The 22,572-nt window shown below is 37.2% G+C and carries 15 protein-coding genes; 8 read left to right on the forward strand and 7 right to left on the reverse strand.

The genetic code is table 11. The features are described from left to right. Window positions 1-10: 10 nt before the first annotated feature. Window positions 11-1,051 carry a LacI family DNA-binding transcriptional regulator gene (locus tag KO505_RS11145; RefSeq protein ID WP_216055534.1) on the reverse strand — a complete coding sequence of 347 codons (1,041 nt, stop codon included), beginning with the start codon at window positions 1,049-1,051 and terminating at the stop codon, window positions 11-13. A gap of 139 nt (window positions 1,052-1,190) precedes the next feature. Then, window positions 1,191-2,660: a sucrose phosphorylase gene (gene gtfA / locus KO505_RS11150; protein ID WP_216055535.1), complete on the reverse strand. Its 1,470-nt coding sequence runs from the start codon at window positions 2,658-2,660 to the stop codon at window positions 1,191-1,193. 267 nt (window positions 2,661-2,927) lie between these two features. Here gtfA and KO505_RS11155 point away from each other — a divergent pair, with 267 nt between their 5' ends. From KO505_RS11155 to KO505_RS11165, 3 genes are read left to right on the forward strand one after another with little or no spacing between them, the layout of a single operon-like run. Further along, window positions 2,928-3,434 (forward strand): DUF2878 domain-containing protein, encoded by a 507-nt coding sequence (locus KO505_RS11155; RefSeq protein WP_216055536.1) that lies wholly within the window; start codon window positions 2,928-2,930, stop codon window positions 3,432-3,434. Continuing rightward, entirely contained in the window at window positions 3,415-3,990 is a 576-nt protein-coding gene (locus KO505_RS11160) for a chalcone isomerase family protein (RefSeq protein WP_216055537.1), read from the forward strand. The genes KO505_RS11155 and KO505_RS11160 overlap by 20 nt, the downstream gene beginning before the upstream one ends. A gap of 4 nt (window positions 3,991-3,994) precedes the next feature. Next, entirely contained in the window at window positions 3,995-4,573 is a 579-nt protein-coding gene (locus KO505_RS11165) for a DUF3833 domain-containing protein (protein WP_216055538.1), read from the forward strand. A 41-nt stretch (window positions 4,574-4,614) separates the two neighbouring features. Here the strand turns inward: KO505_RS11165 and KO505_RS11170 are convergent, their stop codons facing one another. From KO505_RS11170 to KO505_RS11190, 5 genes are all read right to left on the reverse strand, one after another. Next, window positions 4,615-6,882, reverse strand: a complete 2,268-nt coding sequence (locus KO505_RS11170) for a bifunctional diguanylate cyclase/phosphodiesterase (RefSeq protein WP_216055539.1) — start codon at window positions 6,880-6,882, stop codon at window positions 4,615-4,617. 421 nt (window positions 6,883-7,303) lie between these two features. Continuing rightward, the gene (locus KO505_RS11175; protein ID WP_216055540.1) at window positions 7,304-7,924 is read right to left on the reverse strand and encodes a hypothetical protein; all 621 of its coding nucleotides are present in this window, start codon (window positions 7,922-7,924) and stop codon (window positions 7,304-7,306) included. Between the two features lie 46 nt (window positions 7,925-7,970). Beyond that, window positions 7,971-8,843 carry an archaetidylserine decarboxylase gene (gene asd / locus KO505_RS11180; protein WP_216055541.1) on the reverse strand — a complete coding sequence of 291 codons (873 nt, stop codon included), beginning with the start codon at window positions 8,841-8,843 and terminating at the stop codon, window positions 7,971-7,973. Window positions 8,844-8,860: 17 nt separating this feature from the next. Beyond that, entirely contained in the window at window positions 8,861-11,716 is a 2,856-nt protein-coding gene (locus KO505_RS11185) for a glycosyltransferase (RefSeq protein WP_252731773.1), read from the reverse strand. Then, window positions 11,713-13,476 carry an aminotransferase class III-fold pyridoxal phosphate-dependent enzyme gene (locus tag KO505_RS11190; RefSeq protein ID WP_216055542.1) on the reverse strand — a complete coding sequence of 588 codons (1,764 nt, stop codon included), beginning with the start codon at window positions 13,474-13,476 and terminating at the stop codon, window positions 11,713-11,715. Before KO505_RS11190 ends, KO505_RS11185 begins: the two co-directional genes overlap by 4 nt. A gap of 356 nt (window positions 13,477-13,832) precedes the next feature. Here KO505_RS11190 and KO505_RS11195 point away from each other — a divergent pair, with 356 nt between their 5' ends. From KO505_RS11195 to KO505_RS11215, 5 genes are all read left to right on the forward strand, one after another. Beyond that, complete coding sequence (locus KO505_RS11195) at window positions 13,833-16,538, forward strand: CHASE domain-containing protein (protein WP_216055543.1); 2,706 nt, start codon at window positions 13,833-13,835, stop codon at window positions 16,536-16,538. A gap of 80 nt (window positions 16,539-16,618) precedes the next feature. Next, window positions 16,619-18,595, forward strand: a complete 1,977-nt coding sequence (locus tag KO505_RS11200; protein WP_216055544.1) for a DNA topoisomerase III — start codon at window positions 16,619-16,621, stop codon at window positions 18,593-18,595. 113 nt (window positions 18,596-18,708) lie between these two features. Then, window positions 18,709-19,284, forward strand: a complete 576-nt coding sequence (yeiP, locus tag KO505_RS11205; RefSeq protein ID WP_216055545.1) for an elongation factor P-like protein YeiP — start codon at window positions 18,709-18,711, stop codon at window positions 19,282-19,284. Between the two features lie 183 nt (window positions 19,285-19,467). Beyond that, window positions 19,468-21,072, forward strand: coding sequence for a GMC family oxidoreductase (locus KO505_RS11210; protein WP_216055546.1), 1,605 nt, complete (start codon window positions 19,468-19,470; stop codon window positions 21,070-21,072). Between the two features lie 171 nt (window positions 21,073-21,243). Continuing rightward, window positions 21,244-22,524 (forward strand): DEAD/DEAH box helicase, encoded by a 1,281-nt coding sequence (locus tag KO505_RS11215; RefSeq protein WP_216055547.1) that lies wholly within the window; start codon window positions 21,244-21,246, stop codon window positions 22,522-22,524. Window positions 22,525-22,572: the final 48 nt, after the last annotated feature.

Here is a 22,572-nt window from a genome sequence, read left to right on the forward strand (position 1 = left end):
TACTCTGCATTTAGTTGGAATTTACCGTATGACCTATTTCAATATGGTAAGGGATAACAACGGCGTTGGTGGCACGGTTAATAAATAACTCAGCCGCCATATTGCCTTTTTCTTCACTATTTTGGTGTACGGTTGTTAATGGGGGCGTTGAACGGCTGGCTTCGTCTATGCCGTCAAAACCAACCACTCTAATGTCGTTAGGGACGTTCAGTCCCATCGCGCTGATCTCTTGTAATACGGCCAACGCAATAAGGTCACTCATACACAGAATAACATTGGGACGAGGCGTTGATGTTAATGCTTCTCTGGCGGCAATTAATGCGACTTCATGGCTGCTTTTTGGAATATTCCAAATTCTGTCGTTTCTTAGCTCGGCACCATGTTCTTTTATGGCTTTTTGGTATCCAGCTAACCGCTTATGTGCAATGGAAGGTGTGCCTTCATCATCTGGTAATTCATAAACACGGCAGGTTAGATTTGAGTCGAGTAAACGTAAACCTAAAATAGCTATGTCGTCATTTTTAGACTTAATCGCTAACTTAGAAATATCGTAAGCTGCTTGTTCGTTATCAATACCCACAGACGCTTTACGGTCTATGTCAAAATCGGCAGTGACCACTTTTTTAGCTGTGGTTCGTAATTGTTCAACGAGGTTAGGATTACGTGGGCTACCATAACAAATAAAACCATCAACAAAATCTGATACGGCATTAATGTTTTCCGATGCCCCTGAAAATAATAATAAATTGACGTTACTTTTTTCTAAAACTGAAGAAACCCCTTTAACAAAATCACTTGCCACAGGATCGGAGATCATATATTCGACACTATCTGGAAGTACTAAAGCAACAATATTCGATTGACCTTTTCTTAATGATTGAGCTGCTTTGTTAGGGCCTGAATAACCAAGCTTTTGACATGATTCGAGGATCTCTTCTCTACGTTTTTTAGAAAGTTGATCGGGCCGATTAAACGCGTTAGAAACCGTGGCATTAGAAATACCTAATTCCTTAGCAATACTTTTAAGTGTCCATGATTTCTGCTCTGACATACGACCCTATCTTATTGACTTTGAAATACTAAATAGTGAACAACCATAACTGTTAGATTGTTAGTATACTTTGTTGTTTTAAAAAGGCTTGTTAACTTTTTAATGGGTTAGACCAAGTCTAATTAAAAACCAATATTAATTAATATAAAAGGCTTTGTAACGAAATTGAATATGTTCTACTAGCCTCTTTTATTTCGATTGAAGATGTTCGATCTGTTAAGTTTATAATCAGTACGGCACTGCAATGTGCGTTATCCCAACTCATGGTTAACATACTTTGTTCGCCTTTAACGTTGAAATTACCATTAAACGCATCACAGGTGTTTCGAATATTAATTAATTCAATCATCGCTTTAACAAATGATTTTTCTAATGATTCGTCAATATCAGAAGGTGTTAAATAGGGACGGTTAATATCTCTACCAACGTTTGTTTTTTCTAATAATGTCATATCATTCTTTTCACCCATTAACCCTGCATAATATACCTGAGGCGTACCTGGAGCAAAAAATTGAATGGCTCTGGCTAATAAATAGTCGAAGTCATTTTGAGCTAGAGCATCGTAATAAGTGCAATTGACTTGGTATAAATCCACATTACTTGCTGCAGCCCCCGTGGCTTTTTTACTCTCATTAACACTATTAAAGTGGATGGTTTCAACTAAGTTGTCGATTTCGCCATTGGTCAATAACCCGGCCTTGCCTTCCATAGGGCCAACATCAATGATGCCAATGCCATCGTGTGTATCTAAAACGGTGATGCAATTACGAGGTGAAATCGTTAACCATTTCACTAACGCCGTGACATCTTTTGTAAAGAGGCTGTGGAGAATTAAAGGAGGAAGCGCAAAGTCATAAACTTGGTCAACCCGTTTGGCAATTTCTATTTGGGTTTGATAATAAGAATGAATTTCTACTAACGTTTCTATACCTAATGCATTGGCTTTTTTTGATAATTGATCAATGAAGTCAAAGGTTTCATCAAGCATAAAACAACGAGTACCGGCTTTTTTAATGGCGTAACCTGCGGCATCCAAGCGGATCATCTTGATATTGTTGTCGGCAAACGTGTTCAATATTCGAGACAAATACTCTTGGCCTTTATCTGACATGACATCTATATCAATTTGAGTGTCGGTAAAAGTCGTCCAAAACTCAGCCGTTTCTTTGTTTGCAAATTCAAACGTGGTAAAACAACTTCCTGGTCTAGGTCGGTAAATTTTATCAGCTAATTCGTTTGTTAACCCATCAGGAAATACTTTGTCTTTGGTTAAAAACAGCTCCCAGTAAATAGATTGTTTACCATGAGTGAGCACATCTTGAAACTCTTTAGATTGCGCAGACATGTGATTAACAATTAAGTCTGCCATCAATTCATGGCTTTGGCCTAATCGTTTTATATCCTGCCAATTTCCTAGACGACTATCCACTTGAGTGTGATCTATCGGGTCAAAACCAGCATCACTGCCATCAATTGGATAATAGAAAGGTAATAAGTGCACACCAGAAAATAAATCAGAGAACTGTTGGTTAAGTAAGTCTGTTAGCTCAGCGATTCCTGAGCCAGTTAATCTGTCCACGTAGGTGATTAATTGCACTTTGTTTTTCATGGTTTTACCTATTTTACAACAATAATTAAAAATTCACTTAATCGATTAAGTTGATATTCGTATACAATCAAATTTAAATCAAGGCTAAATGTAAATTTCTTTTTATGACCTAATAAAAACAGGATAGGAAAACCTTGTGTGGGGTAAATTTAATAAAAACTTTCAAAGGGGATTTAATTTAAGTTAATCATTATAATTTTTCGAAATCGATTAAACTAAATTCGGGTTAGCTACGTATATTCTACAAACTCATCAAAAAGTAGCGTTATGTTAGTTAATATAATTGGATTTAATCTCTCTTGGTTTGGGCTCGTAATATACGGTAACCAATTCATCCCCTTTACTTTTGTTTGGCTAATTTATCATTTTTATCAATGTTCAAATCGACAAGCTGAACTGAAAGTCTTTTCATTTGTAGTTGCTACCGGTGTAATTGCAGACTCAACGCTTATTAGCCTAGGCGTTTTTAATTTTCCTGAACAAAGCCAATTGCCTTTTTGGTTAATATGCTTGTGGGCTTCATTTGCCGCAACTGTGTCTCATAGTCTTGCATTTTTAGCAAAATCTAAACCTTTACAATTTGCTGTCGGGTTTGTTTTTCCGGCTTTTAGCTATTTAGCTGGTGCTTCATTTGATGCGGTTGAATTACCACTCGGTCCTTATGTCACGTATTTTATATTAGCACCACTGTGGTCGGTGTTAATGGTGCTGTTTTATCAATTTCATCAATACGTAAATTTCCCTAGGGGGGAAGATGAAAACATTACGAATTAGTTTCATCATATTTATCTTGATTTTCCACTCAACATTTACCCAAGCTAATGTAGTTGAGAAGTCCGAAATGAATAGAGGTAATGAACAGTCAAAGTTGTTCAGTAAATTACCAGATGATTTGACAGATATTGGTTACGTTCAAGTTGGTAATGCAACGTTTACATTTTTGTTTTGGGATATCTATAACAGTCGTTTGTTCACAAAGACTGGAAAGTATGATGACAACAGTGGTCAAGATTTATTATTTAAAATCAATTATTTAAAAGATATTAGTGCAGATGAATTAATAAAACGTACTGTCGAGCAATGGCAGCATCTTAAGTATGACGAATCTAAGTACCAGCATTATATTCCTAAAATGAAATCAATTTGGCCAGATATAAAGTCAGGTGATTCATTAACCTTATACAGGAAAAATCAAACAACCATCTTTTATTTTAATAATGAAGAAGTTGGCAATATTAACGACAAAAGTTTTAGTAATTTGTTTTTAGATATCTGGTTATCAAACAATACAAGCCAGCCTAAATTAAGAAAACTACTCATTGGGGAATAAAATAATGACGGTGTTAAACATAAAGAAAATAGGTAAAACGATAACCTATTTATTGGTTTCTATTCTGCTGATTAGTTGTAGTACGGACATTTCAACTTATAAAAACAAGGCGCCGACATTTGATATAAAACAATACTTTAATGGCGAAATGATTGCTTGGGGCATGATCCAAGATTATTCGAGTAAAGTTACCCGTCGGTTCTGTGTTGAATTAGCGGCAAATTGGCAACAAGAACAAGGCACCTTAGCCGAAACGTTTTATTTTGATGATGGTGAAATTAGCTATCGGACATGGAATTTAACTAAACAAGGCGCAGGGAAGTATTCCGGTACCGCAGAGGATGTGGTAGGTGTAGCAAGTGGTCAACAGTCTGGTTTTGCCTTTCAATGGCAGTACACACTCTCTGTGCCGATAGATGACACGGTTTATCAATTTGAAATGGATGATTGGATGTATCAAATTGATCAATATAGAGTATTTAACCGCACAAGTATGAGTAAGTTAGGCATTAAAGTCGCTGAAATTACTTTGTTCTTTGATAAAGGCCAACAGCAAAAACAGTGTCAAACCCCGGTGTCATAACTCATATATTAACAACTGCCACCGATAAGTGGCGGTTTAAGTTAACTCACAGTTAGTGATTTTTTCGGTGTAAAGTCATAACCAAAAGTTTGGATATGATTAGAAAAATCTTTGGCGGACAGTGGTTTTGAAAAATAATAACCTTGAAATTCTTTGCAGCCCATTTGGGCCATGGTATTAACTTGCTCAGCGGTTTCAACCCCTTCAGCGACACATTTAATATTTAACTCTTTGCACATGGCATGGACGGCTTTAACAAGACTTTTTTGTCTCGGTGAATCGGTAATTTGACTGATTAAAGAGCGGTCGAGTTTTAACTTATTAATCGGGTATTCCGCCAGCCTCGCTATGTTTGAATATCCGACACCAAAGTCATCGACAGATATCGTAAAGCCCCAAGATTGTAGGGATTGCATTAAGCTTAACGAATGGTCTTTGTTTGCATCAAGTGAGGTTTCTGTTAGTTCTAATTCAACTTGTTGAGGTTTAACATTAAAGTCAGCCAGTGACTTGACTAATTTTGAGACAAAATCTTTCTGACTAAAGTCGATAAGTGAAATATTGATAGCGACGGGAAGGGTAAGGTTTGTACCTTGTGACCAATATGCGATTTGTGCACACACTTTTTGGATGATTAAATCCGTTAAACGGCTGATCATTTTGTACTCTTCAGCAATGGCAATAAACACATCAGGAGAAACTGTGCCGAGGGTTGGACTGTGCCAACGAGCAAGGGCTTCAAGCCCAATACATTTACCTGTTGATGTAACTTTAGGTTGATAATGTACATCCAATTCAGCATTTTGAATTGCTTCATCTAATAACATCGAAATTTCGTATTTTTCTACAAAATCGTTTGAGGTCTGTTCGTTGTAACCTGTGAATGGCTCATTAATGTTGGCCTGTTTTAACGCACTTATGGCGTTTGCAATTATGTTAGTACTGCTTTTCAAATTACCATCGGAATGCGCGAAACCAAATAAGAATGAGAGGTTAAACTTACGATCTTCTAAGGCATAATCTTGATCAAGAATGTGTTTTATTTCTACCAGCAGTTGACGTTTTAAAGTATGGGCAGAAACATCGGTAACAACAAAGGCTAATTTGTTAGAGCTAATATGAGAACAAAGTAGGGGGCCTTGAACATCATATTTTAACCGTTTATACGCCGCTGTTATTAGCGATTTCACATCATTGGCATTGAGTTTTAAATTTAAATATTCATTATTCGCCGTTTGCATTACCACGACATAAAAAGGCTTAGAATATTTTTCTCTAAGGCGTTCGCATTGAAATTCAAACCAATCTCTATTTGGTAATTGAGTTCGACTGTCACAGTACTTTAATCGTTTATTTTCTTGTTCAATGTTGATGAGGTTTTGTTTTATGATTTGTTCTTGTGTGCAATCTATAAACTCGTAAACTTTATAGGTGGAGTCATTCACGTCTTCACACATGACTTGGAAATAGGCATTGTTCATTTCAATTAACTGTTTGTCGTTTTTATTCTTGGGCTCCGTTAATTGAGGGAACGTATGGAATAAGCCTGCCCCCGAGGTTTTTAAGTTATCTGTTAAATTAAATAAGGTTTTTGCATGCTGATTAAAGTCTGTGATTGTGAATGTATTATCTACGATTATTTTTGCTTTGTTCGACTCCACAAAAAATGTTCTGTACAGATCATTCTTTTGAGCTAGGTGTGTATTTGAGTCAATAATGCTTTGATTTAATCGTTTAGCGGCTACAGTCGTACGAGCAATAGCTAGTGGGATACAGATATTAAAAAACAGAAAAATGAGTCCAAGGATGTACCAGCTGGCGTTAGGAAGTTGCTCTGTAATCCCCATCTGACCAGTAAAATTAATATCATTAAGGATAATATAAAAAGGCACTAAGTTAAGTACTGAATAAAACAATGAGACTCTGTAACCTAATAAGAGTAACGCTATGATAGGGCAGGCAAACATATACATAGAACCAACTTGCGCAAGTTCTAAGTCGATTAAGAAAAAGTTCATACAAACACTGGCAAAAACAATGGCGAGTAAAAAAGTATGGGCGGTAAAATGATAGAACCGAGCACTTAAAGAAAGTAAAGCGGATGTCGTGATAAAAAATAAAGCCGGTAATATCAAAACGGTAATAAAATTGTATTCCATACCTATGCTAAAAGTATGAAGGGTTATCGCAAAACATAACAACATGCCTAACGACAAAAGAATTCGTAAAACACTAATCCGCCAGTTTGGCGCATTACCTATAGGCGTTTGTTCGTCGGACAATAAAAAGAACTTAGATAAAAAATGCATTATTTACAATCATTTAAGCCGTTAAATAGCGTATTGGCATTAGATATTGAAAATTATCAAAAATCAATAGGGGTCAGGAAGTTAAACCCTTTTTTTGAGACCGTTGGCTGTGTAAGGCGGGACGAATTTATCAATACCTGTAATTGGTGAGGGTGTTGTTTAATTTAACTAATAAATGATTTTTTATAATGTAACGAGTGAAGTTTTTATGTTTAGTAGTTTATCTAAACGTTAATTGGTAACAAGCTTTAAGGCAATAAGGCAATAAGGCAATAAGGCAATAAGGCAATAAAGCAAAAAGGCGATAAGGCGATAAGGCGAGGGTTATAGAGCTTTAAGATTATAGGGCGACTGGGTTATAAGATTAAAGGCGGTAATCTTGGAGAAGTTTACCGCCTAAGTGTGAGTGGCTGAACCAGAATCAATTACTAGCCGGAACCTCTTCGTACCAATCCGTCATATCGTCATACATCTCACCTTTTAATAAATGATATGGGGATTTATGGTAAATTTTAATGTCATGAAACGGGTCCGTTAGGATTTTGGTAAACCAGACTAACCCTGATTGAACCCCCATCAATTTAAATAAATGCAAGGTTCGGAATAACACTGCACCGATACCGATAAACAACCAAGTTATTGCGATGTTATTAATAAACTCATAACCATTGGTATGTGCTTCAAATAAGCCAAACAAGCTAGGTTCAAAATAAAGGACTAGCGGTACTAATGCCCAAATCGATAACAGCACCACTTTACGCTGCAGGTTGTACCCAACTTTAACTTCCTCTTTGTATTCGTGGCTTACGTCATTTACTTTGTCATAGGTTAATGGTTCAAAGAAAAAATGACCTGACTGTCTTAAAATCATCGACAATAACCAGCCTACAAGGGCAGCCGCTGCTGGGTAATAAAATACCAAAACATAACTCACAACAAAACACATGGCGCTGAGTAAATGTAAAAACTGGTTTATGCGATTGTGATGATAAAAGCGATGATCATCCCAACGTTGTTTTTTTAGTTCTTGTAAAAATGTCATAATATTTCCTGAGTTTTTAGTAATATTTCATTGTTTAAATTTATAATTAATTAACGGGATGGCCCTGCAGTAATGGATTTCCTACATTCACACGCCCCCCTTTTTGTAACTGTTCACAAAACTGATAATTAGCACTGGCAAATAAAATGATGGTAGAGCCATGTTGGAAATACCCCATTTCGTCTCCTTTATTAAACGACTGCTGGCAGCCAATTTTGTTTGGACCTTGGTATAACATGTCTAAAGTTGGTTCAATAAAATGAAATTTCATTGAGGCGACTAAAATTGCAGCCACCGGAACTAAGGTTAAATGATGTTGTTCAGAGCCCGTATGTAAGTCGATAACCGCACGTTCATTTTTACAAAAAAGACGTTCCACTTTTTTTAATGCAATGGGGTTCACATTCCAAGTATCGCCAGAAATGTAAGTTACCTGGCTTACAGCACAGTCAATCGGACTGTGAAATCTGTGATACATGCTGGATTTTAATCTTAGAGTGATGAATTTCCCGTTTTTGTATTTGTCACTGATGTATACCTCGGGGATCAGATCATTGATTTGATAGGGAAAGCCTTTCGCTTGGTATAACTTACCGTCAATAACTTCACCAAACTCACCAACAATGGCATCACAGGGGCTTGTCACGACTGAAGGTGTCTTGTCGATAACCCTTGCTCCGTCTTTTAACTCACGGGTAAAACAGTCGTGTAAGCTGGTAAATGTAGACTTTTTAGCTTCATCTAATCGTAAATCTTCAGCAAACCATCTCCATACAGTGATGGATAGCTTAGTGACAATTGGATTTTCAATTTTGCTGAATCGACCAATAAACAGGGTTAACCATCGCCTAGGTAATCGGTTGGTAACTAAAAAGTTAACTTGTTCACTAAAGGTTAAAGAATCCGTCGCTTTATTCATTATGATTGCCAATTACCTTATACAGTTAAGCTGGTTGCAGCTTTGTTTATGGGCGATAACGGTGAAGTGGTATTGGCTTTTAAATCCAAGGTCGACTCAGACATTCCTTTTTGAGAGGTATCTGCATAGAGTGGACTTTGGTTATAACCTGCAGGTAAGTCTAATCCCATGTTGGTTAAGAACTCAGCCATAATAGGTTCAGCTTGATATTGTTTGGCACGGATAAGAGCCTGAACTTTCATCTCATCTTGTAATGTTGGATTGGTAAAATACTCAAGGACTTTATTTGTCATTTGTTCTTTATTATCAACTAAAAAGCCGTTAATGCCGTCTTCTATGATGTCTTTAGGGCCTTTACAGTTATAGGCCAGCACTGGCATACCATGGGTAAAGGATTCAAGAATGACGTTACCAAAAGTGTCAAATTTAGAAGGAAAGATAAATAAATCTAAACTCAAATACAGTTGGGCTAATTGAGTCTTATTTTGCCAACCTACAAAAGTAGCATCTGGTAATGCTTGTTTTAATTCATCAGAAGCCGGACCTGTGCCAGCGACAACGATTTTTAACTCAGGTAGCTGTTGTTTGGCCGCGGTTAAAATACTGGGTAGATCAAATAACCCTTTTTCTTTACTGACTCGACAAGCAACCAAGAGTATCGGTGTGGATTCCGTTGCGCCTTTCACTATGCTTGATTTTGCAATGGGTAAAATAGAGTGATCTCGCTTTTGAGCGTGATGAGCCGTTAACTTGACCTGTTGTGGATTAAGCTGCATTTCAAAGCTTGTTAACCAGTCTTTATGTTCGTTATTTAATACAAAGATGCCATTGTATTGTTCATATAAGGCTCTAATTAAGCGTCGTACTCGGTCTCGCTCATATTGATTTAAGTTGGTTGTACTTTTGATGAAGTCAATCCAATCGGTATGCATAAAGAAGTAGCTTGGCACGTTAAACATTTGTTTGATAAACAATGAAACCACAGCCATTGGTCCCTCAGTAGAACAGATGATCCGATCGTATCCGCCTTTATAGAAAATACGTGTTATTTCCATTAGATCTGGAATTCGTATTTCTTGCTCTCCATATTTGGGAATATCGAAAGTTGCGACCGGACGAACAACATGAAGGTGAGATTCAGGATGAGCGTCGTTGTGACAAATTAAAAAGTCTACAGGTAAGTTTGAACGTTGAACTTCAGCCAGTTTGCCACTTAATGAATTTGAGACGCCATTTTTATCTTTTAACGTATCAGTTAAATACAGAGCGCGTTTTTGATGGGCATTTTTTCCAACGTAATGAGCAAATTCGTTTAACAGGTCTCTGTTTTGATATAGCACCCGAGTTGAGGCCAAAGTGGCACCTGCTAATATCGAGGAGATCAATACTGGAAAAGAGAGGTTATCTAATATTTGTCCTACTTGTATGTTACTGATGTTGTCTTGTTTTTTACCATCACCAAAAAATAAAGCGGTTAACTGGCTTGGCATTTCAAATTTACGGGTTAATTCTTCGGTTGTTAAATCGGATGGAATAAAACCATTATTCTTTTCTAAGGCATGGCTTACACGTTTTTTGATCAATTGATTTAAAAAGGTAAATAACTCATTAATCGACTCAGTTACGGTTTCGACAAATACTTCGTTAGACTGGTTTCTACTTTCAGCGATACGCTCTAAGTATTCGATGCAAAAACGATAATCTTTAGAAATTTTCCATTTAACTAATAAGTTAGGTTTTTTACCTTGTAGGGCGTCATGCACACATTCAAAAAACTTCATCGTTTTTTTGTTTTTTTGCATTTCAAGTAAAGCATTACTTAAAACAAAGCAGCCTATTTTGTCCCAAGTACCACCACGGTGCAGTAAAATACGTAACAAACCAGGGTCTTTAATCTTAGTGGCAACTTGAGCAAAATAATCTAATAAGGTGATGCTGAGCTTTTCATTTTCACCAACGGTACCAAAGGGGCGGATATTACCTTTTTTAATGGCTTCTAATGCCAACTCGGAAGGTTTTTGTGTTTTTAACCTTTGTTCTAAATCTGGGATATAGAGATAAGAACCACATAAGCCGGCAAACAGTCCGGTGTGATCATCTGAACCACCAGTCAGTATCTTTTGTTGACTTGGGTCAACGTTAAAATCAGCTGGATTTAAATTGTGTTTTTTAGCGTATTCATTGATTTTCTCTGGCGTTAAACCTTGTGCCCAATTTAACGTCAGTACGCTTTGCCATAAGTCTCGTTGTCCATTTAATACTTCAAAACGGGTAAACATCACTGCCATTTTTTCAAATAAACTCACGTCTATTTTGTCGTTTTTGGTATAAAAATATAATGGGTGAGGAACTATTAACGCAATATCTTGTTGTGCAGCATATTGAACAAATTCATATACGTTTTGACGTTTTTGGTTAAGTATTTTCTCTTGCTCTTGGTCAAAACCGTAAGTCAAAATATGGATATACAATTCGTATTCTGGAAAGTAACAAGTGAACTCGGCGGCAACCAATACATCAATGTTTTTTTCCTGCAGTGCCCAACATGAACGAGCGTTATTGTGGTTGGTGACGGTAATAACATCACAATCATTAGCTTGCAGGTGTTTGACTAACTTTTTCGTTTTTAGCCAAGTCTCTGGTAAGCGTAATATCCGCCCCCAAAGTTCATCAGGGATATCGCTGTTGTGATCGTGACAATGTAAGTCTATTTTCAAACAATCAGTAAGTGGGAAACGCTTTTCCTGCTCACTAATAAATTGGCCAAATTCATCCTGTAATGATTGTCTAAATCCTTTCTCCGACATTTGCGAGTCGCTAAAAGATTGAGTTAAACCAAGATATGACGATTTATCTGCATGTAATACGTTCATGATCCATATACCTTATCGCTGTTTGAGGTTTTAGCGTGAGTTAAGCTTGTTGGAGATTGTTCATTTTCGTTGGTTTTACCTTGGTGTTTATTTTTGCCTTTAACCTTGAAAGGCAGACTTGCATTTAACATGTCTTTTAAAAATTGTTGTTTAATGGATGAATTGCTTAACGTTGGGGAGTACCACCACCAGCCATCATTTCTCATTTGAATAGCGGACTCGATGAATAAGTGGATCACTTGATTAAAGTCGTCGTCGGTATAATCAAAGCTCATTATAAGTCGACCGGTTCCAAGCCAACTAAGCTCTAAACCATTGGATCTTAGATAAAACTGTAACATCCAGTTATAGGCACAGGGTTGTAAGTAATTGACGGATAATATGCTGTGCATATTGTCAATTTTGATTGGAATGTCCGACTCTTTTAGAAGCTGATTAAAATGGGCAACCCTACGTATCCAAGTTTGTTCTATGTTTTGATATAGTTTTTGGATTTCAGGCTCTGCAATACGTTCAAGAAATACATTCATCGCCCCTAATACATAAGGATGTGAATTGAATGTGCCTCGGGCAAGGGAGACATCTACAGGCTTGTCGTGTTTAAACCGTTTCATCAACTCGTGTTTTCCGGCTAATACGCCAACAGGTAAACCGCCACCTAAAGTTTTACCATAGGTCACCATGTCGGCCTGAATACCAAAGTAACCTTGGGCACCCCGATATGAAAGCCTGAATCCTGTGAAAACTTCATCAAAGATAAGCACTATATTGCGGTCTGTGCATATTTTTCTGATGCGTTTTAGCCACCTTGTATAGGTTGTTTTGTCAAAATGTGTGTTTCGGTCACTGGCAATTAATGACGCATCGGATGCTGAATCTGCATTAGGATGGAAAGCTTGTAATGGATTGATTAACACACAGGCAATATCGTGACGAGTCGATAGGACTTTTAAGGTTTGTTCACTTAAGTCTGCTAATGTGTAAACATCGTCTACTTTGCGTCGATTTCCAACCCCAGGTTGAACGCCGTCCCACCAACCATGATACGCCCCACATAGTCTGACTAAATGGGTCTTTTTAGTATGATATCTGGCCATTCTAACGGCTTGCATCACGGCCTCTGTCCCAGACATATGGAACGACACCTCATCAAGTTGTGAAATCGCTTTTATTTTAGCAACATTGTCTGCAATCAAGGGGTGATATGAGCCTAGAGCTGGGCCTAAACTTTCCACTCTTGCACTGCCTTGTTTTATACAGTCTTTATAAAATTCATAACCAAAAACGTTAACCCCATACGAACCCGATAAGTCATATCGCCATTGACCATCTAAATCTTTAACTTTGACCCCTTGGCTAGCATCAATCATGGATCCTAATTTGAAGACATCTGGAAGGTGGGTTCTAAATGGAAACGGGACTCGATACAAACTGGTAAATTGAACATCAGAAATGTCATCGGATATTTGTTGGTATTGGCCAATTGTTTTGACCGATTGTTTTTTTACCTTATTGGTGAGTGCGTTAAAACCTTTAATGCGTTGTTGTGCCACTTCTTCAGGTGCACCATCTACACAAAAATACTGTTGTGGTGAGTATTCAAAAAACTTAATCCATCCTGCTATTCTGCGTGACCATTTGCTATGTCCTCGCATTGATTTATGTTTGGCTTTTGACAGTCGAAGTCGAATAGCAAATTTTCTGAATAGTAAAAGGGTGGCGACGCAACCTAATAAAGACACGATCCATAATTCATTCATAAATATTCTCATTTGTCGTTTTAAACTAAGTTAACAACGACAAATGACAAATTTGTTGCAAAATTGTGTTGGTTCAATAACAGTAAAGCGTCATTAATATTTCACAGTTATTTTTGTTTTACCTTATTACTAAACTCAGGTCTCCAATGCGGTGTAGATATTAAAGGTATGACTTATGGTTAACAGTTGTTAATATCCAACGAGTTTCCCCAATGTCGTGATCTAAAGGCTGTGGCTTGTTTGCTTATTCTTAGTACAAGGGAGCCATATTAATATTGTGATACTTGTTAATAATGAATTAGTTAATTTAGCAAGTAATGTTTAACCGCGGATAGATTAAATGTGAGCAGTTTAGTTTGAAACAGATTTTATTAGTTATATTTTCTTTTTGTTTACACTTCGTTTTAGTGAAGTTTGGCTCGTTGTTCACATTACCTTTTGGCTATGCGAGTATTGTTTGGCCTGTAACAGGCGTCATTTTAGGCATGTACTTTTTATTTGGTCGTTGGATCTTAATAGGTGCATTACTCTCATCTTTATTAGCTTTTTATCAAGACAGTCATTTAGCATTTCTGCCAAATTACCTAACGGCGTCGTTGGCGGTCATAAACATAATTCAGTTAGTTTTTACTAAATATCTAATTGTTCGACTTTGCAAACTGCCTATCAATATTAATAAACCTTACAACACGATTAAGTTTTTAATTCTGACCGGCCCTTTTAGTTCATTCATATTCAGCGTTATCTTTTTTGTGATACTTTGGTTCGGAACTGCCCTGGAACTAGAAGTCTTAATGTACATCTGTACGGTTAAGTGGGTTGGCGAGTTTTTTGGAATTGTATTTTTAACGCCAATATTTTTGTTCTTGTACAAAAATGATTTTGTTAGAAGAACAAGACGGGGCAAGGCCGCCATTATTACAAGTGTGTTTAGTTTTATATTGATCACTTCCCTGTATTTAGTTGTTAGCAATATTGATTACAAAGAAAAACAACTAAACTTTATAAACACCACAGAGCCATTTATTGAGCAATTTAATATTACTCAAACCAAAATAAAACACCATATAAAGTCTTTAGATGGGCTGTTTCAAGCGAGTTCATATATTGGAAGAAGTGAATTTGAATTGTTCACCAATAAGATTAACAGCGATGATACTAAAATTAGAGCACTGGCTTGGCTACCTCATATTACCCACGAACAAAGAGATGAATTTGAACAATCGTTAAAAAATGAAGGTGTTACTAATGCCCAAATTAGCCAATTAACCAATTTAGGTATGATCACGGCCTTAAAACAACCTTATTACCTCCCCGTGTTTTATATAGAGCCAATGCAAGAGAATCAATCCGCAATAGGATTAGATGTGTCTACCCATCCGGTTGTCAGTGAAAGTGTGATGAAAGCGATACACAATAAAAATTATGCCATCTCGCCATTATTATCCCTAGCTCAACAACAAGATAAACTGTCCGGCATTATTGTTTACTATCCCATTTACATAAAAAATGAAATTGGCATAGAGCAATTTACTGGACTGGTGGAAGTGATATTTGAGATTGATGTCCTGCTTTCTGACATATATAAACAATTAGGTGAAGGGAATTTCACTTATCAGCTTAGTTATGATGATAACAACAACCTATTCAAACAAGAAAGCCATCACGAAGACAGTATATTTACCTATTCATTTGATATTACTATGTTTGATAAGAATGGGTCGTTAACATTTGATAGTACAACAGAATTTGAATATAAACTGATCAACTGGGCGCATTTAAGCATCATGGTGGTCGGCCTAATTATAGGTGTTATCTGTGTCATGTTTGTTTTTTTTATTGTTAGCTTTAATTCAAACTTAACCCGAAAAGTAACAGAAAGTACCGCTGAGTTATTAAAAAAGAACGATGAATTAGAAGCGGCTAATCAGGCTAAAAATTTATTTTTAGCCAATATAAGTCATGAGTACCGCACACCACTTAACGCAATTATGGGTTTTACCGAAATTGCAAAACGTGAAACAACGGACGAAGTTGCAAAACAATACCTCGCTAAAATAGACAATGCGTCTGATATTTTATTGAACATAGTTAATGACGTATTAGACCTAACGAAAATGCAAGCCGGTGAGATGGCTTTGGAAAGTATCGCTTTTCAACCTTCTGCCGTTACCACCTCTGTGGTTGAAATGTTCAACAGTAAAGCGAAAGAAAAGTCCATTAGTTTAACCTGTGATTTTGCGCCATCTTATGACCTTTGGGTTCAAGGGGATGAATTAAGGTTTAAACAGATCATTATTAACTTACTTAACAATGCGATTAAATTTACCGACAATGGCGGCGTTAGTATTTGGGGGGAGTGTATTGATAATGTTGACAGAACAAGAACCCTATTATTAAAAGTAATTGATACCGGCATTGGGATTAAACCAGAAGATCAGGAAAGATTGTTTTCTTCTTTTGCGCAGGCAGAAAGCGCCACAACTCGTAAATATGGTGGCACTGGATTAGGTTTGTCTATAGTGAAGCAGTTATGCGGGTTAATGGGCGGAGACATACAACTAACCAGTGATGTTGCTAAAGGAAGTGAGTTTACGGTGAAACTAAACTTACCTAAATCCGTACCATTATCCAAAGAAAGTCGTGCTGGTCAGCAACTTGGATCGTCTAAAACTGGTGCCATCAAAGACATGAATGTTTTGGTTGTAGAAGATAATAAAATCAATCAAACCATAGTTCAAAAACAGCTTGTATCGCTAGGAGCCCGTTGTGATCTTGCTGATGATGGGCAACAAGCGTTGAATTACCTTAAACATAATACGCCAGATTTAATCTTGATGGATATTCAAATGCCGGTGATGGATGGGTTTACCGCGTCAACTAAAATAAAACAAGATCTGCGTTTACAACATATTCCAATTGTTATTTTAAGCGCAAGTGTGGGTAAAGAAGACCGAGATAAAGCGTCGTCATTAGGAATAGTTGATTTTATTTACAAACCTTTCAAACAAGCTGATCTATTCAAGGCGTTAAGTAAATATTCCACGATAGATAAAATATAACTATTTTAAATAATACTGTATACATAAACAGCACTATATACTAAACTAAATGTTAAATAGATTATTATAAAAGTAACCGTTTGAAACTCTATATTGCAGAAAAACCAAGTTTAGGTAGAGCCATAGCTGCAGCATTACCCAAACCACATAAAAACTTAAAAACCCATATTCAAGTGGGTAATGGTGATGTGGTTACTTGGTGTATTGGTCATATATTGGAGCAAGCTGAACCTGAAAAATATAATCCTGATTATAAAAAGTGGAATGTTGCTCACTTACCTATAGTGCCTGAAAAGTGGCAGCTACAACCCAAAATCCAAACACGTACACAATTAACTGCAATTAAAAGCTTATTAAAAAATGCGACTCAAATAATACATGCTGGCGATCCAGATCGCGAAGGTCAGTTATTAGTAGATGAAGTCATTGATTATTTGAAAGTAAACAAAACTAAAAAACAGCAAGTTCAGCGTTTATTAATAAGTGACTTAAATTATTCAGCGGTTAAACGCTCGTTAGAAAACTTGCAACCCAATTCAAATTTTATGCCTTTATCCATTTCTGCATTAGCGCGTTCTAGAGCAGATTGGTTGTACGGCATTAACTTAACTCGTGCCTATAGTTTACAAGGCCAAAAAGGCGGTTATAACAGTGTATTATCGGTAGGGCGTGTGCAAACGCCTATTTTAGGGTTAGTCGTCAATCGCGATAGAGAAATAGATGAATTCACCCCACATGATTATTATGAAGTTGATGCGTATATTCAAAATAAAGACGTAAGTCATGAGTTTGGAGAGTCGGTTCATAGCTTTAAAGCAAAATGGAAACCGAGTGCAGCTTGTTTACCACACAGTGATAATCAACAGCGAGTTATAAACAAAGCGTTAGCGCTTAATGTTGCTAAACGTATAACGGATCAAGATGCTGTGGTCACCGAGTTAACAAAACAAGATAAAAAGCTCAATCCTCCTCTGCCATATAACTTGTCGAGTCTGCAAATTGATGCTGCTAAACAGTTTTCATTAAATGCCAAAATGGTGTTGGATGTATGCCAAAGTTTATACGAAAAACACAAACTTATTACTTATCCTAGATCTGATAGTCGTTATTTACCTAATGAACATTTTGCTCAAGCGCCAAGTATCATTAAGCACCTAAAGTCTTGTGACGAAAAGCTGAGCCTGATGGCAAATAACGCAGATGCAAGTTTAAAAAGTAAAGCGTTTAATAGTGCGAAAGTCACAGCACACCATGCCATCATACCCACTGAAAAGTCATCGCAAAATATCAGTTTAAATCCATTTGAGAAAAGCGTGTATTTTCTTATATGTCGTCAATATTTAGCGCAGTTTTATCCGGTTTATAAATACCAACATTGCCATGTTGAATTAACCATAGCTGGTGGAATATTTGTTGTTAATGCTAATGAAGTTCAGCAGCTCGGTTGGAAAACATTATTTCAATACAAAGATAAAGTTAAAGATAAAAATAAAAGTGACGAACAAGAATTACCGCCTTTGGCGTTAAACGATGTTCTGCATTGTGTTAAAGGTGAAGTGGTAGAAAAGCAAACCCAAGCGCCGGCGCCATTTACCGACGCCACACTATTAGCGGCAATGACAGGTATCGCTAAGTTTGTTACTGATAAAGAAATTAAAAAAGTATTAAAGGAAACCGACGGGTTAGGCACAGAAGCTACTCGTGCCGGTATTATCGAGTTGTTATTTAAACGAGGCTTTTTAGTCCGAGTGGGTAAAGCAATTAAGTCGACCGACGTTGGCAAAACGCTGATTAATGCGTTACCCGAAAAAGCGTCAACCCCAGACATGACAGCGCAATGGGAAGCCACTCTTAATGATATATGTGAACAAAAAGTAAATTATCAAAGCTTTATGCAGCCTTTGTTGTCGGTATTGAACACTATGGTTGCTCAAGCACAGCAGCAAGACTTCTCGTCGTTACCTAAAGTGGCCTTTAAGCCAAAAGGTAAAAATAAATATACGAGTAAAGCAAAAGCTGGCAGGGCAAACCATAAATCTAAAAATAAAGTGGCTTAACTCGATTGATATTGTGAACATAAACAATAAAAAATTTAAAACAAAGAGTAAAATGATTGGCGTCAAGTTTACTTCGTGGTAAATTTCGGCAAATTTTTTAGGAAGTTAGTGATATGCCAAAGGCAAGTGATATAAAGAAACATGCAGCTATCGACTTTAATGGTCGAGTAATGATCGTCAAAGATATTGAGCGTTCTGTACCTCAAGGTCGAGCTGGCGGAAGTTTGTATCGTATGCGTATGTACGATGTGGTGACTGGTAGTAAAGTAGATGAAACCTTTAAAGACAGCGATATGTTGAACTTTGCAGACCTTACTCGTCGTGCCGCTATGTTCTCTTATATAGATGGCGATCAATATGTGTTTATGGATAACGAAGACTACACGCCGTATAACCTGAATGCGTCCGTTATTGAAGAAGAAATTCTATATATAAATGAAGACACAGTTGGCCTGCAAGTTATTTTGATTGAAGGCACTCCAGTTGCACTAGATTTACCTGCGCATGTTGAATTGGTGATTGAAGAAACGGCACCAGCGTTAAAAGGTGGTTCTGCCACTGCTCGTACGAAACCTGCAACATTATCGACTGGATTAGTGGTGCAAGTACCTGAGCATATTTCAACCGGTGATAACATTAAAGTGAGTACCACTGAACAACGATTTTTAGGTCGAGCGGATTCTAAATAATCAATCGCTACCATAAGATAATTTATAAAAAAGCAGACTAATAGTCTGCTTTTTTGATTTTAACGTTTTAAAAACTTGTTGTTTATTAAATGTTTGCCAAAGGTCACATATTTACGTTACTTTTATTTAATTGAATATTGCTTTGTCGAACATACACAGCACTTACTTAAACGAGAGTATTAAATGTTAAAAAAAGAATATGATTTTATTGTTGTAGGTGGTGGATCAGCAGGGTGTGTTTTAGCAGCAAGGTTAACAGAAAATGCGCATTTTAATGTTTTGTTAATTGAAGCCGGATCTGATGATAAAAACGTCGCCGCGGTTCATGTGCCAGCAGGCGCAGTGGCGATGGTGCCCACTAGATATAAAAATTGGTCATTTAATACCACGGAACAAAAACAATTAAACAATCGCCGTGGTTATCAACCAAGAGGTAAGGTACTAGGCGGCTCTAGTGCAATAAATGCGATGATTTATACCCGAGGCCACCAGCAAGATTACGACGACTGGAAAGATTTAGGTTGGGGCTGGGAAGAGGTGCTCCCTTATTTTATCAAGTCGGAAAATAATTTAGCAATCAAGGGCGAACTTCACGGCAATCAAGGCCCTTTATTTGTCAGTAACTCTCGTTCTAATCATCCTATTGCCAATGCCTTTATTAAAGCTGGCGAGTTGCTAGGTCATAAGGTTAATCAGGACTTTAATGGCGCTGACCAAGAGGGAATTGGCCGTTATCAAGTTACCCAAATAAATGGCAGACGTTGTAGCGCAGCTAAAGCGTACTTGACTCCAGAAGTGAGACAACGTGACAACTTGACGATTTTAACGGACAGTCGTGTAACCAAATTGTTATTAGATAACAAACAATGCATTGGTGTAGAAGTAATTTCAAATCACCAGTTATTAACGGTGATGGCGAGCAAAGAAGTCATTTTAAGCGCCGGTGCGTTCATTTCCCCACAAATATTATTATTATCAGGCATCGGTGCTAAACAGGATATTGTGCCTTTTGGCATTGAACATCATCATCAACTGGCTGGAGTAGGTGAAAATCTTGAAGATCATTTAGACTTTATAACCAGTTACAAAGCGAATACTCATAAGATATTTGGATTGTCTGTTAAAGGTATCGGCTTTTTTACTAAAGAAATTATTAAATACTTATTTAAACGAAAAGGGATTTTAACCTCCAACTTTGCTGAAACCGGCGCATTTTTTAAGACAGATCCAAATTTAACCAGACCCGATGTTCAATTGCATTTTGTAGTAGCGGTAGTGGAAGATCATGCTAGGAAAATACGTTCATCGTTAATACATGGCTTTAGTAATCATACCTGTGTGTTGCGCCCTAAAAGTAAAGGCACCGTAAAATTAGCGTCAAATGATCCAATGACTGACCCTGTAATCGATCCTAACTTTTTATCTGATGAAGCAGATATACAGACCATGTTAAAAGGGGTCCGTTTATCTAATGAGATAATGCAACAAAACCCACTTAAACAATACACTAACGCGTCATTAGATAATGAATACCATTTGTCAGACGAGGAGTTAATAGAAAAAATTAGAGCCAAAGCAGATACCATCTACCATCCAGTCGGTACTTGTAAAATGGGTATGGATGATATGGCTGTTGTGGATACTAAATTGTGCGTACATGGCATTCATGGGTTAAGGGTCGTAGATGCTTCTGTTTTCCCAAATTTAATGGGGGGGAATACCAATGCACCCACGATAATGCTAGCAGAAAGGGCCAGTGATTGGATAAAACAGGACTGGGATAGTTAACGACTTAAGTATGAAAATGGTGATAATAGAATGTTTTTTATTCGAATTGTTGATCAATACAAGTCTTATTTTTAAAATTCCTGTATACTCCGCCATCCATTTTTATCTGTAGCCCTGCATAAAGAGTAAATAGACTCATTTGTGCACATTTAGTCATTAGGACAAGTTAGCATGAATTTTTCATCTTTAGATTTAGCCCCAGAATTGCAACAGGCAATTGATGCATGTGGTTACAGTAAAATGACGCCTATCCAACAGCAAGCCATTACCCCGGCTCGCAGAGGTAAAGATGTATTGGCGAATGCTCAAACGGGTACCGGTAAAACCGCGGCCTTTTCAATCCCAGTGTTACAAAAATTAGTAGATAGACCGCGAACAACAGACTCTAAACGACCGAGAGCATTAATATTAACGCCAACACGTGAATTGGCAGAGCAGTTAGCTCAGACTATAGGTGAGTATGCTCAGTTTTTACCGTTTAACGTGACTGCCTTGTACGGCGGCGGAAAAATGAGTGGCCAAGCGGCCAAACTTAAAAAGGGTGTCGATATATTAATTTCTACCCCTGGGCGTTTGTTAGAGCATATTGAAGTTTGTAACGTTGATTTATCTGAAGTTGAATTTGTTGTGTTAGATGAAGCCGATCGAATGCTTGATATGGGTTTTATTACTGACGTACAAAAATTAATGAATTTTACTGCTAAAACCCGTCAAACCTTATTATTTTCAGCAACTACCTCACATGCGGTTAGTGAATTAGCTAAAAAGATTTTAAAAAATCACACAGTAGTCAGTGTGGCAAAACAAAATGTTACGGCCGATACCATTGAACATGTTATGTATCCGGTTGAGGAGCGTCGTAAGGTTGAATTATTTAGTGATTTACTAGAAGAGTTTAACTGGTTCCAAGTATTGGTTTTCACCAGCACCAAAGAACAAGCCGATAGATTGTTAGCGTCATTACAATCAAAGCGTATAGAAGTTGCGGTGTGCCATGGCGATATTAAACAAGGTGCAAGACGTAGAGCATTAGCGGATTTTAAATCGGCCAAAGTACAAGTGCTTATTGCAACAGAAGTTGCAGCTCGCGGCATCGATATTCAAGGTTTAGATTGTGTGGTTAACTTTAATTTGCCTTACTTACCAGAAGATTACGTCCATAGAATTGGTCGTACAGGTAGAGCAGGTAATAAAGGTCGCGCAATTTCGTTTGTTAGCCGTGAAGAAGAGCAGGTTGTAGATAAAATCCAACGTTTGATTGGCACGAAAATCAAACGTATTTCTAGACCTGGTTATGAAGTGAGTAACAGAAGTAGCTTACTTAAAAATATTGAATCGCAAGTAAGACCTAATAGAGCAAACAAAGCAACAGAAACTCAAATTGAGCGAGTTGGACGATTTAAAAAAGGCCGTTTAGGCGGTGTGGTAAAAAAGAACAAACCTGCTAAATAACACCAATTAGCTACGTTATTGGCTGTATTCGAATGAGTACGGCCAATT

It is taken from the genome of Psychrosphaera sp. F3M07, from assembly GCF_018860345.1.
In the GTDB taxonomy this organism is placed as follows: Bacteria; Pseudomonadota; Gammaproteobacteria; order Enterobacterales; family Alteromonadaceae; genus Psychrosphaera; species Psychrosphaera aquimarina.

Bases quoted from the DNA above. Each gene is read 5' to 3' on its own strand.
- KO505_RS11145 (WP_216055534.1), bottom strand. From the start codon at position 1,051: ATGTCAGAGCAGAAATCATGGACACTTAAAAGTATTGCTAAGGAATTA.
- gtfA (WP_216055535.1), bottom strand. From the start codon at position 2,660: ATGAAAAACAAAGTGCAATTAATCACCTACGTGGACAGATTAACTGGC.
- KO505_RS11155 (WP_216055536.1), top strand. From the start codon at position 2,928: ATGTTAGTTAATATAATTGGATTTAATCTCTCTTGGTTTGGGCTCGTA.
- KO505_RS11160 (WP_216055537.1), top strand. From the start codon at position 3,415: ATGAAAACATTACGAATTAGTTTCATCATATTTATCTTGATTTTCCAC.
- KO505_RS11165 (WP_216055538.1), top strand. From the start codon at position 3,995: ATGACGGTGTTAAACATAAAGAAAATAGGTAAAACGATAACCTATTTA.
- KO505_RS11170 (WP_216055539.1), bottom strand. From the start codon at position 6,882: ATGCATTTTTTATCTAAGTTCTTTTTATTGTCCGACGAACAAACGCCT.
- KO505_RS11175 (WP_216055540.1), bottom strand. From the start codon at position 7,924: ATGACATTTTTACAAGAACTAAAAAAACAACGTTGGGATGATCATCGC.
- asd (WP_216055541.1), bottom strand. From the start codon at position 8,843: ATGAATAAAGCGACGGATTCTTTAACCTTTAGTGAACAAGTTAACTTT.
- KO505_RS11185 (WP_252731773.1), bottom strand. From the start codon at position 11,716: ATGAACGTATTACATGCAGATAAATCGTCATATCTTGGTTTAACTCAA.
- KO505_RS11190 (WP_216055542.1), bottom strand. From the start codon at position 13,476: ATGAATGAATTATGGATCGTGTCTTTATTAGGTTGCGTCGCCACCCTT.
- yeiP (WP_216055545.1), top strand. From the start codon at position 18,709: ATGCCAAAGGCAAGTGATATAAAGAAACATGCAGCTATCGACTTTAAT.
- KO505_RS11210 (WP_216055546.1), top strand. From the start codon at position 19,468: ATGTTAAAAAAAGAATATGATTTTATTGTTGTAGGTGGTGGATCAGCA.
- KO505_RS11215 (WP_216055547.1), top strand. From the start codon at position 21,244: ATGAATTTTTCATCTTTAGATTTAGCCCCAGAATTGCAACAGGCAATT.